This window comes from Streptomyces meridianus, from assembly GCF_023703325.1.
In the GTDB taxonomy this organism is placed as follows: domain Bacteria; phylum Actinomycetota; class Actinomycetes; order Streptomycetales; family Streptomycetaceae; genus Streptomyces; species Streptomyces meridianus.
Window position 1 is genome coordinate 1 of the sequence record NZ_JAMQGM010000049.1, and the last position, 15939, is coordinate 15939.

Annotated in this window: 15 protein-coding genes; 5 read left to right on the plus strand and 10 right to left on the minus strand. The window is 72.0% G+C overall.

What is annotated here, in order from left to right:
* The coding region (locus tag M1E25_RS21715; protein WP_251418349.1) for an ABC transporter permease at positions 1–801 on the minus strand (801 nt) is incomplete at its 3' end.
* A gap of 151 nt (positions 802–952) precedes the next feature.
* On the opposite strand from M1E25_RS21715, the gene M1E25_RS21720 reads away from it, so the two are divergent.
* Both M1E25_RS21720 and M1E25_RS21725 read left to right on the plus strand, forming a co-directional pair.
* Positions 953–1579 carry a TetR/AcrR family transcriptional regulator gene (locus M1E25_RS21720; RefSeq protein WP_251418351.1) on the plus strand — a complete coding sequence of 209 codons (627 nt, stop codon included), beginning with the start codon at positions 953–955 and terminating at the stop codon, positions 1577–1579.
* Between the two features lie 146 nt (positions 1580–1725).
* A complete protein-coding gene (locus tag M1E25_RS21725; RefSeq protein ID WP_251418353.1) occupies positions 1726–1977 on the plus strand; it encodes a hypothetical protein in 252 nt (83 codons plus the stop codon).
* A 9-nt stretch (positions 1978–1986) separates the two neighbouring features.
* Here M1E25_RS21725 and M1E25_RS21730 read toward each other — a convergent pair whose 3' ends face one another.
* Together M1E25_RS21730 and M1E25_RS21735 are read right to left on the minus strand one after the other, a co-directional pair.
* Entirely contained in the window at positions 1987–2550 is a 564-nt protein-coding gene (locus M1E25_RS21730; protein WP_251418355.1) for a TIGR03086 family metal-binding protein, read from the minus strand.
* 856 nt (positions 2551–3406) lie between these two features.
* A complete protein-coding gene (locus M1E25_RS21735) occupies positions 3407–3778 on the minus strand; it encodes an ATP-binding protein (protein WP_251418357.1) in 372 nt (123 codons plus the stop codon).
* 114 nt (positions 3779–3892) lie between these two features.
* Here M1E25_RS21735 and M1E25_RS21740 point away from each other — a divergent pair, with 114 nt between their 5' ends.
* Entirely contained in the window at positions 3893–4219 is a 327-nt protein-coding gene (locus M1E25_RS21740; protein WP_251418359.1) for a YkvA family protein, read from the plus strand.
* Between the two features lie 201 nt (positions 4220–4420).
* On the opposite strand, the gene ligD is transcribed toward M1E25_RS21740, so the two are convergent.
* Positions 4421–5425: a non-homologous end-joining DNA ligase gene (gene ligD / locus M1E25_RS21745; RefSeq protein WP_251418360.1), complete on the minus strand. Its 1005-nt coding sequence runs from the start codon at positions 5423–5425 to the stop codon at positions 4421–4423.
* Positions 5426–5529: 104 nt separating this feature from the next.
* On the opposite strand from ligD, the gene M1E25_RS21750 reads away from it, so the two are divergent.
* The gene (locus M1E25_RS21750) at positions 5530–6600 is read left to right on the plus strand and encodes an ATP-dependent DNA ligase (RefSeq protein WP_251418362.1); all 1071 of its coding nucleotides are present in this window, start codon (positions 5530–5532) and stop codon (positions 6598–6600) included.
* Between the two features lie 690 nt (positions 6601–7290).
* Positions 7291–7461 (plus strand): hypothetical protein, encoded by a 171-nt coding sequence (locus tag M1E25_RS21755; RefSeq protein ID WP_251418364.1) that lies wholly within the window; start codon positions 7291–7293, stop codon positions 7459–7461.
* Positions 7462–7564: 103 nt separating this feature from the next.
* On the opposite strand, the gene M1E25_RS21760 is transcribed toward M1E25_RS21755, so the two are convergent.
* The 6 genes from M1E25_RS21760 to M1E25_RS21785 all read right to left on the minus strand — a co-directional run bounded on the left by M1E25_RS21760 (position 7565) and on the right by M1E25_RS21785 (position 15933).
* On the minus strand, positions 7565–8770 hold the full coding sequence (locus M1E25_RS21760) for a type III PLP-dependent enzyme (RefSeq protein ID WP_251418366.1): 1206 nt from the start codon (positions 8768–8770) through the stop codon (positions 7565–7567).
* Positions 8767–10512: an IucA/IucC family protein gene (locus tag M1E25_RS21765; RefSeq protein ID WP_251418501.1), complete on the minus strand. Its 1746-nt coding sequence runs from the start codon at positions 10510–10512 to the stop codon at positions 8767–8769. Before M1E25_RS21765 ends, M1E25_RS21760 begins: the two co-directional genes overlap by 4 nt.
* An 8-nt stretch (positions 10513–10520) precedes the next feature.
* Positions 10521–11810, minus strand: coding sequence for an MFS transporter (locus tag M1E25_RS21770; RefSeq protein WP_251418368.1), 1290 nt, complete (start codon positions 11808–11810; stop codon positions 10521–10523).
* Positions 11807–13633 carry an IucA/IucC family protein gene (locus tag M1E25_RS21775; protein ID WP_251418502.1) on the minus strand — a complete coding sequence of 609 codons (1827 nt, stop codon included), beginning with the start codon at positions 13631–13633 and terminating at the stop codon, positions 11807–11809. The genes M1E25_RS21770 and M1E25_RS21775 overlap by 4 nt, the downstream gene beginning before the upstream one ends.
* Positions 13634–13638: 5 nt before the next feature.
* Positions 13639–14829, minus strand: coding sequence for an ATP-grasp domain-containing protein (locus M1E25_RS21780; RefSeq protein ID WP_251418370.1), 1191 nt, complete (start codon positions 14827–14829; stop codon positions 13639–13641).
* Between the two features lie 93 nt (positions 14830–14922).
* Complete coding sequence (locus M1E25_RS21785; RefSeq protein ID WP_251418371.1) at positions 14923–15933, minus strand: ABC transporter substrate-binding protein; 1011 nt, start codon at positions 15931–15933, stop codon at positions 14923–14925.
* Positions 15934–15939: the final 6 nt, after the last annotated feature.

Here is a 15939-nt window from a genome sequence, read left to right on the forward strand (position 1 = left end):
GTAGCGCATCAGGTCCATGTGGACGGCTGCCGGGTTCGCCAGCAGGACCTCCGCCAGCCACCCCGGTGCGTGTGCCCGGTTCTCCAGCATGTGGTGCAGCGGGAACATCACGCCCGAGGCGTACATCCAGGTGCGCATCACGAACGGCATCAGCTGGGCGAGGTCGGGGGTCTTGGCCCCCATCCGCGCCAGGATCAGCGCCAGGCCGGTGTTGAACACGAACTGGAGCACCAGCACCGGCACCACCAGCAGCCACGACCACCGCGGGAAGTGTCCGAAACCGACCAGCACCACGAGCAGCACGATCATGGAGTACAGCAACTGCTGGAGCTGCTGCAGCGAGAACGACACCGGAAGCGCCGCTCGCGGGAAGTGCAGGGCGCGCACCAGGCCCTGATGACCGGCGATGGAGCGCACTCCTGTCATCACCGAGCTCTGGGTGAACGTGAACACGAACACGCCGGTGACCAGGAACGGGATGTAGACGTCGTCGGGCATGCCGCCGCGGCCTCCCAACAGCATGCCGAAGATGAGGAAGTACACCAGCGCGTTGAGCAGTGGCGTCGCAACCTGCCACAGCTGGCCCAGCTTGGCCTGGCTGTACTGCGCCTGCAGCTTCGCCCGCGAGAACGCCAGGATGAAGTGCCGCCGGCTCCACAGCTGCCGCACGTACTCCGCCAGACCGGGCCGAGCACCGCTCACCGACAATCCGTGCCGCGCGGCCAGCTCGGCCGCCGGCGGACCGTCGTCAGGTGCGGGCGGGACGCTCGGTCGCCCGCTCCGTACTGTCACTTCGCTCACGTATCGGCCTTCGGCAATCGGAGGACACGGGAAAGGCGCTGCTCGTGCGCCGCAGTGCGATCACGGCAGAACGCAACCGTTTCGTCGTGCCGAAGGTAGAACACCGAGAGGAAGAGACGCAACCGTATCGTCGTCACGTAGACTGCTGTTCATGCCGCAGTCACCCAATGATCCCCGCCGGCGCGCGCCCGCAGGTGCCGCGGTGCTGCAGGAGGACGTCACCGTCGCGATCCACGCGGCCGTACTCGAGGAGCTCGCGGCCGTGGGGTACGGCCGTATGTCCATCGAGGCCGTCGCCCGCCGTGCCGGTGTCGGGAAGACAGCCGTGTACCGGCGCTGGAAATCCAAGCTCGAGATGACGGTGGCCGTGGTGTCGCAGGCGGCGGTGCACGGTCTGCGGCCGCCGGACACGGGCTCGCTGCGCGGCGACGTCCGCGCGCTGCTCGGGATGCTCGCCCAGGCACTGCGGCATCCGCTGGCCGCCCAGATCATTCCCGACCTGCTCGCGGAGGCCGCCCGGAATCCGGAGATCGCCCGCACCCTCGAGGTCACGCTCCGGGCAGCGCGCCGGGACATGGGTGAGGTCGTCATCGGGCGTGCGGTGGCGCGCGGCGAGGCGCCGCCCGGCGTGGACGTGGAACTCGCGCTCGACATGATCGTGGGACCGCTCTACTGGCGCCTCGCCGTGGCCCGCGCGGACCTGCCGGACGGGTGGCTGGACTCCCTGGCGTCCGCCGCGGCGGCGGCGCTCTCCGGAAACCGCGGCGACCCCGCCTGATCCGGTTCGCCGCGGCCCCGGCGGCAGTCGGCCGGAATCCGGATGATTGGGCTCAACGGGTGAAACCGACCGGAAACGCAACCGCGGGGGCAGTTGGCGGGATCTCTCGGGGCAGCCAGAGTTCCCGCGCTTCGAGGAGGCCGTCCATGAACGTTTCCGCCGACCCGCAGCAGGTGCACCCCTCCGCGGGGAATGTGCTCGCCCCGCCGCAACCGACGAGGCAGCCGGAGCACACGCTCCCCGCCACCGACGTCCACCGCATCGATCTGCACGCGGCTCTCATCGCCGCGGGAGTCCCTCCGATGCCCGGGGACGCCTGGGCCGTACGGCAGATCGCGGGCCTCGACTCCGCCACCGTGGGCGCGGTCGTCGCCTGGCTCGAGACGAGCCGCCGCTGACCGGCGATGTCACGGCTGGCGGCCCAGCAGCGCCACCAGTTTGTCCTGCGGGCGGGCCGATCTCGGCACCGAGATCGGCGGCTCGAACAGGCCGAGCCCCTGCCAGTTGCCGATCTGCGGCTCGATGTGGTCGTGCACCGCCACAGCGAGATCGTGGTCCAGCGTGTCGTCGTCGCCGATGGCCCGGGCGAGATCCCACGCGTGCACGGTCAGATCGCTGGTCATCTGCCATTCGTACTCGGCAGCGGGAATGGGGCCGCCGCTGGTGTCCACCTGGGCGTCGAACTCGCTTTCCGCGTGGAATGCCGCTCGTGAATCCCCGGCTGCGCGTTCCCATGCCGCTACCGGATCGTCACCGAGAACATCTCCGTCGAACCGGGTTCCGACTTCCGCGACTGTGGAGCCACGGAGCAGCCAGGGTGCCCAGAGATGTTCACCGGTGAGGTGGTTGACCAGGTCCCGCACCGACCAGTCGGTGCACGGAGTCGGCCCCGACCACTGGTCCTGCCGTACACGGTGAACGCGGCGGTCGAATTCGGCCATCGCGGTGTCGAAGGCGTCGAGCAGTTTCATGGTCTGCCGCCTTTCTGTGCGGCGGGGGTGCACCTGCCTGTGGTGGCCGGGTCAGGTCCAGGGCTGCGGAGCCGGCTCGGGTTCCGGACCCGGCTCCGGAGGGCCGGGCGGCGTGGGCGCCGGTGGTGTGGGGCCGGGAGGGGTCGGGCCGGGCGGTACCGGACCGGGGGCGGGGCCCGGCTCGGGCATGGGGGGCGGTGTGGGGGCCGGTGGCACGGGATCCGGCTCGGGCGTCGTCATGGCGAGCAGCTCCTGTTCTGTCCGTCCTGCCGGATGCCGGCGGGACGGACGCGGTCGTGGCGCCGGGCGAACAGGTTCCCGCCACCCGGCCGGCGAAACCCCGGAGCACGGTCCCGTCGCGCGGGAGCGGGGATCCGCGGATCGGACGCGTCCCGAAAGCGCCGGTGACGCACGGTCCGGATGCCTGTGCAAGGCCTTCCCGCGGAGGCTGAATTGACGGTTCCGACTGTGGACATCCTCGAGTTGCGGCGTTAGGGTTTTCGGTGTTACGGGCATGCCGCGCCTGTAACGGAATTCGAGGGAAACGAAGGGAGAAGGCGCCATCAAGGTTGCCCGTCCGGAGTGAGAACAACCGGCGGGCATTCGCAGCTCCGGAATGGAAGGTGGTCCACGGTCAAGGGTTTTCAGCCCCCCGCAGCCCCTCCGCCTGAGGCGAGCACTGCGGATATCAAAAACCGACTCCGAGTAGCCGGAAGATGGTGTTGAACCTCCGGGTCCCGGTCCTGTAAGGCACCGGGGCCCCGTCTTTGTGCGGCGGACGATTCCGTCCGCGCCCCGCCGTCTCACCGGGGTGGACGCCATGCCGGCACGCCATCGCCCCCGGCACGGTCCGGAACTACGCCATCGCAGGCGACAGAGCCCACCGCGCCCGTACCGTCTTGCCACCCGAACGCTGAACCACCTCGAACGATCCGGCCAGCCGCTGGACCATCGGCAGGCCCAGCCCTCCGCCGCCGCGAAGATCGCCGCGACGGGTCTGCGGCTTCACCGGGCTCGCGTCCTCGACATCCACGACCAGATGGTCCCGGGATACCCGCACCCGTAGCCGCCACCAGCCGGCGGTGTGCCGCGCTGCGTTCGTGACCAGTTCCGAGACGACCAGCACCACCGCGTCCACGTCCACCCACCCGCCCACCACGGACAGGAAGTCCGCCGTCGCGCGCCGGGCCTCGGCCGTGGATCCGTGGGACGACTCCATCAGGACCATCGCGCCGTACCTCCTTGCTCTCTTACACCGCACGTCTGCCCGCTGACACCGATTTCACCGGTCCGGCGGATGAACGATCCGCACGGATTGCCCCCGCCGGGGTAAGCGGTCCGCATGACAACCGAGTTGTGGGTACTCGTGGGCCTCCTGGCCGTGATCGTCGTGGTCACCGTGGTGATCGCGGTGCGGCTGCTGGTGAGGATGACCCGGCTGCGGGGGCAGCTCCGCGCCGTCGGCGCGCCCCGGAGCGGCCGCCTCGCCTTCTGGCTGGCCGTGGCCTATCTCGTCTGCCCGGTGGATCTGCTCCCCGATCCTGTTCTGCTGGACGACATCGGTGTGCTCGTTCTGGCCGTTCGTTCCCTGGGTGCCGGGGTCAGGGCGGCACACGAGGACGGGCTGCCGCGGGACCGCGACGAGGAACCGCGGCGCGTCGGGGCCTGAGCGCCGGCGGCCTACGGGGCCGGCCGCGGCGGCAAGCGATCCGGCCGGGCCGGTGGTTCCTTCCAGGTGTTCCGGGCCGCGCCGTCCGGAGCCGTTTCGCCGAACGTCCGCCCCGTGCGCTCGGGACTGCGCCGCCGCGGCGGGGGAGTCGGCCCGCTGAACCCCGCGCCCGGTGACGCGCACGCGGCAGCGCCCCGCGCGTCAGTGCTTGGCCCGGCTGGGCTGCACCCGCTTGGGCTCCCCGGGCGCTTTGGGGTGGTCCGGCGGGTACGGCAGATCGCCCAGTCCGTGGTCGCGTTCGTCGCGGGCGGCGAGTTCGAGCACCGCCTCGAGCCCGTACGCGTGATCGTCCATGCCGGCGTGCACGTCCCCGGTCTCTGCGTACCGGGCCGGCATGGTCGCCAGATCGAAGTCGTCGGGCCTGGCGTCGGGAAGCTCCTCCCAGCGCAGCGGCGCAGAGACCGGGGCATGGGCGAAGGGCCGTACGGAGTACGCGCTGGCGATGGTCCGGTCCCGCGCGGTCTGGTTGTAGTCGACGAAGATCTTCGCCCCGCGCTCCTCCTTCCACCACGAGGTGGTGACGTGCTCGGGATCGCGCCGCTCCAGCTCCCGCGCGATGGCGATCGCGGCCCGCCGGACCTGGGCGAACGTCCACTCCGGCTCGATGGGCACGAAGACGTGCAGCCCGCGTCCGCCGGAGGTCTTGGGCCAGCCGCGCAGGCCGAGCTCGTCCAGGACGGCCCGGAGTTCCCCGGCAACCGGCAGCACGTCCTCGTAGCCCGTGCCGGGCTGCGGGTCGAGATCGATGCGAAGTTCGTCGGGATGCTCGGTGTCGGCCCGCCGCACGGGCCACGGGTGGAAGGTCAGGCAACCGAGATTCGCCGCCCAGATCACCGCGGCCGTCTCGGTGGGGCACATCTCGTCGGCGTGGCGGCCGCTGGGGAACGAGATCCGCCCGGTGGGGATCCACTCCGGGTGGTTCTTCGGGGCACGCTTCTGGAAGAACGACTCTCCCTCCACGCCGTCCGGGTACCGCTCCATGGTCGTCGGCCGGTCCCGCAGGGCGCGCAGGATCCCGTCCCCCACTGCCATGTAGTAGCGGGCGACGTCCAGCTTGGTGAACCCGCGGGCCGGGAAGTACACCTTGCCCGGGTTGGACAACCGCACAGTGCGTCCGCCGACGTCGAGCTCAAGGGCCTCTGCCATGCCCGCCACGCTAGGCCCGGCACCGGCCGGACGCTCGCCGAGCGGGTCCGCCGGGGGTGGTGGCCGGCGGGCGGACCCTCCGGCCGCGCTGCACAATCGGGCTCATGGACCTGCCGGTGATGCCGCCGCTCAAGCCGATGCTCGCCCGGACCGCGACGCGCATCCCGGGCGGCATGCAGTACGAGGCCAAGTGGGACGGCTTCCGGGCCATCGTCTTCCGCGACGACGACGAGGTGGAGCTCGGCAGCCGGACCGGCAAGTCCCTCACCCGCTACTTCCCCGAACTGGTGGACGCGCTGCGCGCCCGTCTGCCGCGGCGCTGCGTGGTGGACGGCGAGATCGTCGTCGTGCGCGAGGGACGGCTGGACTTCGACGCGCTCCTGGAACGCATCCACCCCGCCGACTCGCGGGTACGGCTGCTCGCGCGGGAGACACCGGCCTCGTTCATCGCCTTCGATCTGCTGGCCCTGGACAACCAGGCGCTTCTCGACACGCCACTGCGCAGCCGCCGCGCGCGGCTCGTCTCCGCCCTGAGCTCCGCGGCGGACCCGGTCTTCCTCGCGCCCGCCACCGAGGACCGCGAGCTTGCCGAGCAGTGGTTCCGCCAGTACGAGGGGGCGGGTCTGGACGGGGTCGTCGCCAAACCCCTGGACGACCCGTACCGTCCTGACGAGCGCCGGATGGTGAAGATCAAGCACGAGCGCTCCGCCGACTGCGTGCTGGCGGGCCTGCGGCTGCACAAGAGCGGCCCGGTCGTCGGTTCCCTGCTGCTCGGGCTGTACGACGACACCGGGCGGCTGCAGCACGTCGGGGTGTGCGCCGCGTTCTCCATGAAGCGGCGGGAGGAGCTGATGACGGAGCTCGAACCCCTGCGCATGCCGTCGGCGGACGGCCACCCATGGGCCGGGTGGGCCGACGAGGCGGCACAGGCGACCAGCAGAATGCCGGGTGCCCCGAGCCGGTGGACGGGTGGCAAGGACCTCTCCTGGATCCCGTTGCGACCTGAGCGGGTGTGCGAGGTGGCCTACGACCACATGCAGGCCGGCCGCTTCCGGCACACCGCCCGGTTCCGCCGGTGGCGGCCCGACCGGGAGCCGGCCGGATGCACGTACGCGCAGCTCGAGGAACCCGTCCGCTACGACCTCGCCGAGGTGCTGGCGCCCGGCGGGAACTGAACCCGGCGGGAACTGCCGGGGGCGGCGCCCCGGCCGCTTCGGAAGCGGCCGGTGAACGCGCCTCGGGCCGTTTCCCGGAACGGAGTTCGGCCCCTCGGGTGCGCCGTGCACCGGTCGGACCGCCCCCGGTTGCCGTCACGGCCGCCCCCCGGCATCTGTGGAGGGAGGTCCGCCGGAGCGGCGGCCCTGCAGGAATCCCGAGTTCGGCGCCCGGTGGTTCGCGGTCACCCCGTCCGGGAAGCGGGTGGAGGGCAGATGACCCGGCGCCGCGCAACGCTCGCCCCACCCGGCCGCAGCCGCTCCCGGGTCCGGGGCGCCGCGCCCTCGCCGTCGTCACCCGGATGGATGCATGCCATCCGGCCGGAGCCGTGCCGCAGTCCCTCCGTTCGACGTCCGCTGACCGGGGCTTTCGCCGCTCCGGGCGGGCGCACGTTCACCCGACGGGGCCGGAATCCGCCGTGCGCGTGATCCGCCGATTGACTAGGGTGTCCTGTGACGGACAGTTCGCCACCCGGCGGCACCGACATCCTCGGCCCGTCCCGGGAAATCGCCGGCATCACGGCGGACCTCCCGGACCGACATCCGGCGCCACCGCGTCCGATAGCCCTTTCCCAGAGCCCTACCGGGCAGCGTGCGGCGCCCGGTCCGAGCGTTGGCGCGTCCGGTTCACCTGACGCAAAGGAGTGCGCGGTGATTCTCGAGAAGACCGAGCGCAGTGACGATCCGCCAGAACACCCGGACCTCCCCGGCACATCGGGAGAGGTCCGCAGCCTGGACGTCTGGTCCAGGTCGGCTCCCATCCGGCTGGCCGGTTACGAGGATGATCTGATCGAACCGCACATTCTGCGCGGCATCGACTGAGCCCCGGGGGTGCACGAAACCTCACGAGCCGCTTCCACCGCACGGGCGGAAGCGGCTCTCGTGCGTCCGGAACCGGGAGAGGCCCCTCCCGGGGGCGTGCGCCTCAGCCGGCCAGGAAGTGGAATCCCGGCCGCGGGTGCATCAGGAAGTCGTGGTGCGAGATGTTCCAGGCATACGCGCCGGCCAGGGAGAACAGCACACGGTCCCCCGCCCGGACGCCGGGTGCCGGAACCCCGCGGGCCAGGACGTCCTTGGGCGTGCACAACTGCCCGGTGACCGTGACCCGTTTCCCCTCGGCCGCCGGCCGCGGCCACGGGTAAGGCCATTCCTCGACGGCCAGCACCGTGCAGGGCTGGTCGTGCTGCTTGGTCGCAGGCGTCCGCAGATGGTGGGTGCCGCCCCGGACGACGGCGAACTCCTCGCCGTGACTGTGCTTGACGTCCAGCACCTCGGTCGCGTACCAGCCGGAGTAGGCGGTCAGGGCCCGGCCCGGCTCGATGCGCAGGACGAGATCCGGACGGTCCGCCAGCAGCTGCTCCAGCCCGGCGCCGTAACCGGCCCAGTCGAACCTGGCGCCGGGGGCCCCGTAGTCGACCGCCATGCCGCCGCCGACGTTGATCTCGGCGAGCCGGATGCCGTGGCGTTCGCCGAGAGCCTCCGCGAACGCCACGGTCTCCTCGGCCACCGCCAGCTGGGCGGGGGCGTCCAGGCCGCTCGCCAGATGAGCGTGGACACCGCGGAGCTCCAGCCCCGGATACGTGCCGTCCGTCAGCCGGCGCACCACCCGGTCGGCCAGGGACGGATCCAGGCCGAACGGTGTGGGCCGGCCACCCATGGCCAGCGAACTCGCGTCCAGTGCACCGCCGGACACCTGGAGGTTGAACCGCAGCAGCACGGCCGGTTTTCTGCCGGACGGTGACCGTTCACTGAGGCGGGCGAGCACGTGCAGCTCGTACTCGCTCTCGACGTGAAAGCGCTCGACACCGAGTTCCAGCGCCTGCGCGATCTCGTCCGGCGTCTTGCCGGGCCCGCCGAAGGCCAGGGGGGATCCGGGCACCGTCTTGCGGACGTGGGCGAGTTCGCCGCCGGACGAGACCTCGTAGCCGTCCAGGTGCGGCGCGAGGGCGGCGAGGATCTCCGGCTCCGGGTTCGCCTTGGCCGCGTAGTACATCTCGACCCGCCGGGGCAGGGCGTCGCGCACGGCCGCGGCATGTTCCCCGAGGGACGTCAGGTCGTAGAGATAGGCGGGCAGTCCGGCGGAGGGCAGCGCGGACGCGTGCTCGTGCACCCGGGGGGTCAGGTCGGTCAACGGGTGCTCCAGGGGTCGTCGCCGCGGACCGCGTCCGACAGGACGTCCTCGGCGATCGGTGAGGGAAGGCGTACGTATCCGGCCTCCCGGTCGGCCTTGCGCTCCCAGCGGGTGAGCAGATTGGCCTTGGCGGGCAGCGGGACACCGGCCAGCAGGGCGCTGAGCCGGGGCGGGCAGCCGTGGGCGTCGGCGTACTCCCGGAGCGCGGCGCGGACCCGGGACCACAGCGCGCACTCGGTGTGCGGGTACAGATCCGCGAGCGCGGCGAGGAGTTCGGCCACATGGTTGACGAGGAGGCAGTAGACGACCCGGTCCCAGCCGCGCTGCGCGTCGTAGGTCATGGGTGCCGCGATGTCCTCGGGCAGCCGCGCCAGCCGGTCCCGGTTCTGCTCGGGGACGAGCTTGGTGCCCTCCAGGTCGCGGAACAGCACCCGGACCGGCATGCCGTCGTCGTCGACACAGACCAGCACGTTCTGCAGATGGGGTTCGAGCACCACCCCGTGGTCGAAGTAGGCGGCGAGCACCGGCGGCACCAGCAGCCGCAGGTACGACTCCCACCAGTCCAGTGCGCGCTGCCGCCCGCCGTCCGCGAGAAGCCGGGAGATGTGCCCGGAGGAAGTCGGGTACTCGTCGGCGACGGCACCGGCGAGCAGTGGCGTCGCCCCGGGCGGCACGGCACCGGAGAGGCCCTCACGGACGATGACGCCCAGCCCCTCGAACAGGTCGCGGTCGGTGCCGCCACCGGCGCCGGGGAGCCGGGCGGAGCGGTAGGCGGGCTCGCGGAGCACCGCGCTGCCCGGGAACCGGGATGCGAGGTCTTCGAGCACCGGAGCCAGCAGCCGGGTGAGGGCGACCGCGCCGGACAGCTCGTACTCTGCGTTCTTCCGCACGCAGTTGGTGATGCGCACGTTGAGGCTGAACTTCAGGAAGGTGCCGCCGTCGTAGAGCGTGCGTACCGACGCGGTGGGGGCGAACGGCTTCGTGCCGGCGCCGAGATCGAGCACGTCGCCGCGCTCCAGCGCCGAGGCCAGTGCCGGGGTGTCCCGGAGAAGGTCGAACTGCCAGGGATGGACGGGCAGTTGACGGTAACCCTCGGGTACGTCGAACAGGCGGTCCAGTGCAGCGGCGGCATCCGGGGCCGCCGTCTCCTCGGCGATCAGGTGTTCCCGTACGGCGAGCGCGCGCACGGGAAACGAGACGCCGGCCTCCGGGGCGTAGGTGGCCCAGGCCGTCGGATCGCCGCCGCGCGCCTTAGGGGTGGGATGGAAGCGGTGGCCGAGCAGCAGCGACTGCTCCGACTCGAGATACGTCCCGAACGGGCCGTCGGCCTCCGGCGCCCGGGTGCGCGCGCCCAGGGCGGCCGACATGCCGTGATGGCTGGAGGCGACCTGCCGCAGGAACTCGTCGTTGGCGACACCGGTGCGCAGGGTCAGTTCCGCCTGCACGTACTCGGCGAGCCGCAGCCAGCCGACCGGGGACCAACCGTCCCCCGCCTGCTCGGTGACCGGGCCGGAGAAACGGTGCGCGCCGGTGAGGGACGTACGGCGCAGCGCGATCCGCAGCAGGGCACTGCACCGGGGCAGGCGCAGCAGCAGGAAGCCGTCGACGACGGCCGTCTGGTGCTCGGGGCCGGACACCTCGCGCAGCAGGCAGTTGAGAAGGGTGTGGGTCACGGCCTCGTCTGCCGTGGGCAGTCCGGGGGGTGGCACGGACCGGTCGGGGACGGTGTCGAGGGAGGGCATCGGCGACATCAACGGCTCCAGCGGATTCTGGGCGCACGGCCCGTGAGACGACGGAAGACTGCGGGCAGCCCGGCGACGAGCAGGGTCAGCGCGGCGACGGCGGTACCGGCCAGAACCGGGGCCGACGGCCCGAACAGGCCGTTGCCCGCGGCCGCGACCGCACCGGCGGCGACTGCTCCGCCCTTGGAGACCAGCTCCAGTGCGCCGAACATGCCGCCCGGCGCACGCCCCCGCGCGCACTCGGCCGCGAGGACGGACAGGCAGACCAGACCCAGGGTGAGCCCGGCACCGAGGACCAGCCGGACGGCGACGAACGCGGTCAGCGAGTGCGCGGCACCGTGCCCGGCCAGGCCCACGGCTATGAGGCCGAAGCCGAGCAGCACACCGGAGCGCGGGTGCAGGTGCACGGCCTTGTGCACGGCCAGGGCGAACACCAGGTAGCAGACATGGGGGAGGGCGAACAGGATTCCGGACACGGTCGGTGGTGTTCCCGGGATCCGCTCGTTCACCAGGGAGATGAGGTACGGGAAGGAGATGACGGTGGAGAAGACGAAGGCGAACTCCAGCCCGTACAGAAGCCGCAGACGGGAGGCGGGCTCCGCCTCCGGCGCGGGCTGCGGTGCCTGCGCCGGCACGCAGGGCTCCACGACGGGCGCCTCGTTCCGTCGCGGTTCCGGCAGCAGCGCCAGCATCACCGCGGCCGCCAGTGGGAGCACGGCCAGCAGCGCGTACTGCCGGTGCGGCGAAAGCCATGACGACAGTGAGCCGACCACGATCGGAGCGAAGACCAGGGCCGCCCGGGCACTGCCCTGCATGAGGGTGAGCGCCTTGGACAGCCGCGGGCCGTCCAGGGCCGCGGCGAGGTAGCCGTTGGAGGCCGAGAACGTTCCGCCCAGCACGCCCTGGAGCACCAGCGCGATGGTGAACAGGGTCAGCGAGTCGGCCGCTCCGGCGAGCAGGAACGAGACGGCGAGGCCGAGTTGGGCCCGCAGCAGCAGCCGCTTGCGGCCGAACCGGTCAGCCAGACGGCCCCACAGGGGGGCGCCGAGCGCGCCGAAGACCGTCGGTACGACGTACAGCACGCCCGCCCAGTCGGCCGCCGGGTCGCCCAGTCCCGGGAGGATCTCGGTGAGGTAGGGAGGCAGGCCGAGTGCGGCGAACGAGGCGACGAAGTAGCACGCGGCCACGGCGTTGACCTGGCGACGGCCGAACTCCGCGGACTGCGGGGTGCGGGGGGCGCGCCGCGGCAGGCCGCGGCGCGACCGGGAAGGACTGAGTTCGGGAAGCGCTGTGGTCATCGCCGATCGTGCTCCCGCAGCAGGTAGTTGGGGCCGCTCGTGTAGTGCTTGTTGATGTCCCGGGCACCGGAACGCTCCTTGCTGAGCAGGGTTCCGGCGGTGACCATGGCCTTCACCGGCAGCCGGTCGGCGTCCAGGACGTGATCGCGCAGGACGGCCCCCGGCTCGCCCGGCCCGGTGCCGAGCCGTTCCGCGGCTTCTGCGAGCCGGTCGCGCACCAGGGACAGCAGCCGGTCCGGCGGTGTGTTCCCGTGCCGGGCCAGCCCGAACGCATAGGCCCCGGCGCACAGATGAACGGTGATGGTGGTGAACAGGTCGGTCAGCGGGCGGTCGTCGTCCGTGAAGATCCGGGGATCGTCGAAGTCCTCCGGTCCGGGCGCGTCCGCTCCCAGGCGCGTGCGCAGCCGGCGTCGGTTCAGGCGGGGGCCGTCGTTGTCCTTGAACAGCAGCCGAAGCCGGGTCGCGCCGGTCTCCCGGTCCAGCACCAGCGAGACGTTCTGCTGATGGGACTCCAGCGCGATCCCGTAACCGAAGAGCGTGGTCTGCCAGTCGAACAGCAGGGTGAGGCAGGCGTCGAGGAGGGCCGTCGGGTCTCCGTCGAAGAACCGGTCGGCGAGGGGGTCGATGAGTGGCCGGCCGTCCGGCGCGGTGCCCAGCAGCGCGGCCATGGGGAGGACGACGCTGTCGTCGAGCCCCGGCGGGAAGCCGCGCACCAGAACGGCGAGCATCTCGTGGCCCGCGTGGGCGTAGCGGGTCTCGTCGGCGAGCAGCACACGGTCGCGGAACCGGGGCTCACGCGCGAGCACCGCTTCGAGCAGCCGCTGGCCGGCCGCGCCGTCCACCAGCGTGCCGGGCTTGATGGTGCGACGGTTGCGCAGGCCCAGGGTCGCCGTGTCCAGGGGCAGTTTGAGGTGCACCGACGGGTCGCCGGACATCGCCACGGTCCGCATGGACAGGGTCGGCACGGCCGTCCCGTACGGCTGCTCCGCGAGGACCGCGCGCCCGGCGAGGCCCGTGTCGCGCAGGGCGGCGCTCAGGGGCGCCCCGGCCGAGAGCGGGTGCACCGGGAGCGCCAGATGGCTCGCATCGAGTTCCGGCAGCCCGACGGTTCCCGGAGTGGGCCACGAAGGGTGCAGCGGCCTGCGGACGCCCGCGGTGAGCGGTGCGGGCGGGCCGCCGACGGTGAGCGCGTCGGCCGGCAGCACCAGCCAGCGCAGCGGGAGAACGGGATGGAACTCCGGTGCATAGGAACGCAGTTGGCCCTCGTCCAGCCCGGACCGGCCGCGCGCCGTCGGGTAGACGGGGTGGTCGAGGCGGGCTGCCAGGGCGTCGTGAGCCGTCGACCTGGCCCAGCCGCTCCAGTACGCGGGGTCGGCGCCGTATTGGCCGGCCAGCCGGCCGGTGACCTCGCTGCCGGTCCGCGCGTGCAGGCGCATGGTCGCCAGGGTCTGACGGCACTCGTCCGCGAAGGCGTCGAAACCGCTGCGGTCCACCGGGTCGGCGAGCGGCGCCAGTTCGGCGACGATGCGGTCGGGGGCGCGTAGTTCCTCTCCGCCGGGCTCCCACCGGAGCAGTGGCAGCCGGGCGCGCCATGCGCACTGGAAGCCGTCCGGCTCGACCGGGACCAGCAGAGCGGCGTCGCCGCCGGCCGGCAGACGCAGCCAGGTGCCGTCGGGTCGTTCGGCGGGCCGGGCCCGGGTGCGCAGGCCGACGACGTCCTCGCGGAGCAGGGCGTCGAGGACCCGCAGAGCGAGTTCGGCCTCGGCATGGTGATCGGGCGCGGGGACTGCCCCTGCGAAGGCGGTGGCGGTGGTGTCGGTCACGGCGCTCACGGGACGATCTCCCAGCGCTGGGCGGCGAGGTGTGCCTCCGCGACCCGGTCGACCGCCGACTGGTCCGTACCGGTCGCCCGCAGCACGCCGAGATAGTCACGGTTGGTGCGGTAAAGGTCGTGCCGTTCACCGGTCTCCCGCAGCGGACGGTACGTCAGCCGTACCCCGTCCACCTCGAGGTCCGCGGCGCCGGGCGCCGACACGAGCTGCCCGGCCCGGGTGGCGCACGGGTAGTCGAGACGCGCCCGCCCGCCGGTGCGCACACCCGGATCCGCGGGCAGCGGCTCGCCGAGGTGCGTGCGCAGGATGTGCTCGAAGAGCGGGATACCGAGCAGTTCCGCGAGCAGGAGGTCGCACTGGTCGCCGATGGCGCGGTAGTTGACCTCGATGATGCGGGCCCGGCCCTCGTGCACCACGAACTCGGTGTGGCACGCGCCGAAGCCGACCCCGAGCGCGTCGAGCTGGTCCAGGACCTGCGCGACGACGGCCCCGGGATGCTCGGGCACGAACGTCAGGCGCTCCTCGATGAAGTACGGCGGCGGGGACACCCGGGTGTGGAAGCCGCCGAGGACGTGGCGGATCCGCCCGTCCCCGAGCGTCTCGAGCGTGTACAGCTCGCCGAGCAGGTACTCCTCGACGACGAGGGCCGTGCCGGGGCGCCTGACCTGGATCTCCTTGCAGAGCTGCACGAGTTCGCCGGCGTCGGAGGCGAGGACGACGTCCTCACTGGCCACGCCTTCCCGCGGTTTCACGACGCACGGGTAGGGCAGCGGCAGGCCGGCCAGCTCCGCGGGGTCCTGGCCGGGCAGGAGCTCGGCGGATCGCACGGCGCCCGTGCCGCTCACCGCCAGGTGCCGGCGCAGCTCCGCCTTGTCCTTGGTCCGCAGTGTGGCCTGCCAGCTCTTGCCCGGAAGTCCGAAGTACTCGGCGGCCAGGGCGGCCTGGGTCTGCAGATGGTCGCTGTTGGTGAACACCGCGTCGGCCGGGTCGTGGGCGGAGATCCGGGTGATGACGGCGCGGAAGTCCCGCACGTCGCACTCCAGGATCTCGTGCTCGGGGTAGCGGGCCCGGTGCGCGCCGGGCCGGTCGGTGAGCAGGGTGACGTCGGCGCCGAGCCGTTTCGCCGCCGGCAGGAAGCCTTCGGTGACCGAGTCGGTGGGGTTCAACGCGAGCAGGTACAGCCGCATGGGCGGATCCCGTTCCGGGTCGGGGGAGGCGGGGGAGGCGGGTGCAGCAGGCCGGGGGCGGGCAGTCCGTGGGCCGCCCGCCCCCGTGGCCGGCTACTTCGCGGGCAGGGTCACGCCGGTCGCCCTTGCGACGTCCGCGAGCATCTTCCCGGCGGCCTGGACACCGATGCCGGACATCCAGGTCTCGTCCGGAACGGTGTAGACCTTGTCGTTCTTGACGGCCTCGAGGTCCTTCCAGACCGGGTTGGACGTCACGTCCTTCTCCTCGGTCTTCTCCGGGGAGTCGGCCGCCGTGACGAAGACGAGGTCGGCCTCGGCCTTGTCGATCTCCTCCGGGCCGACGTCCAGCATGTTCACGTCCGGGTCCTCGGAGGACTGGGACTTGGGGCGCTCGAAGCCGATGTCGTTCAGGACCACGCCGCTGAAGGAGGCCTTCTGGTACAGGCGGGTGGGTCCGGCGACGAACCGCACGACCGAGACGCTGGGCATCTTGCCGTCGTACTTCTTGCTGATCGCCTCGCCGAGGGCGTGGGCGCGGCTCTCGTAGTCCTTCATCGCCCTCGCGGCCTGCTTCTCCAGACCCAGGGCCTTCGCGTGCACCTCGAGGTTGGCCTTCCACGGGTAGCCGGTGGTCTCCGTGAAGACGGTCGGGGCGATGGCGCTGAGCTTGTCGTAGACCTTCTCGTGCCGGACCTTGGAGGACAGGATCAGGTCGGGCTTCAGCGAGGCGATCCGCTCGAGGTTCGGCTCCTGCATGGGGCCGACGTCCTGCACACCGCCGACCTTGTTCTTCAGGTAGGCCGGGAAGCCACCGTCGACCTTCATGTGCGGTGAGACCGCACCGACCGGCTTGATTCCGAGCATGGTGACGTCGTCGAGTTCACCGGTGTCGAGTACGACGACCCGCTTCGGCTTCGACGGGATCTTCGTGCTGCCCATCGTGTGCTCGATGGTGCGCGGGAAGCCCGCGCCGGCCTGTGCCTTGGTGTCGTCGCCGGACTTGCCGGAGCCGCCGCAGGCGGTCAGCGCGCCGCCGGCGAGGACGGCTGTGAGCAGGGCCGCGGCGAGCCGGCGTGTTCCGTGCAGGGCTGTTCTGGTGGACATGGCGAA

What these genes read in the sequence shown, in the direction of transcription:
- M1E25_RS21765 (WP_251418501.1), bottom strand. Translation starts at nt 10,512, where the DNA reads ATGCCCTCCCTCGACACCGTCCCCGACCGGTCCGTGCCACCCCCCGGA.
- M1E25_RS21725 (WP_251418353.1), top strand. Translation starts at nt 1,726, where the DNA reads ATGAACGTTTCCGCCGACCCGCAGCAGGTGCACCCCTCCGCGGGGAAT.
- M1E25_RS21785 (WP_251418371.1), bottom strand. Translation starts at nt 15,933, where the DNA reads ATGTCCACCAGAACAGCCCTGCACGGAACACGCCGGCTCGCCGCGGCC.
- M1E25_RS21740 (WP_251418359.1), top strand. Translation starts at nt 3,893, where the DNA reads ATGACAACCGAGTTGTGGGTACTCGTGGGCCTCCTGGCCGTGATCGTC.
- M1E25_RS21720 (WP_251418351.1), top strand. Translation starts at nt 953, where the DNA reads ATGCCGCAGTCACCCAATGATCCCCGCCGGCGCGCGCCCGCAGGTGCC.
- M1E25_RS21735 (WP_251418357.1), bottom strand. Translation starts at nt 3,778, where the DNA reads ATGGTCCTGATGGAGTCGTCCCACGGATCCACGGCCGAGGCCCGGCGC.
- M1E25_RS21750 (WP_251418362.1), top strand. Translation starts at nt 5,530, where the DNA reads ATGGACCTGCCGGTGATGCCGCCGCTCAAGCCGATGCTCGCCCGGACC.
- M1E25_RS21730 (WP_251418355.1), bottom strand. Translation starts at nt 2,550, where the DNA reads ATGAAACTGCTCGACGCCTTCGACACCGCGATGGCCGAATTCGACCGC.
- M1E25_RS21770 (WP_251418368.1), bottom strand. Translation starts at nt 11,810, where the DNA reads ATGACCACAGCGCTTCCCGAACTCAGTCCTTCCCGGTCGCGCCGCGGC.
- ligD (WP_251418360.1), bottom strand. Translation starts at nt 5,425, where the DNA reads ATGGCAGAGGCCCTTGAGCTCGACGTCGGCGGACGCACTGTGCGGTTG.
- M1E25_RS21780 (WP_251418370.1), bottom strand. Translation starts at nt 14,829, where the DNA reads ATGCGGCTGTACCTGCTCGCGTTGAACCCCACCGACTCGGTCACCGAA.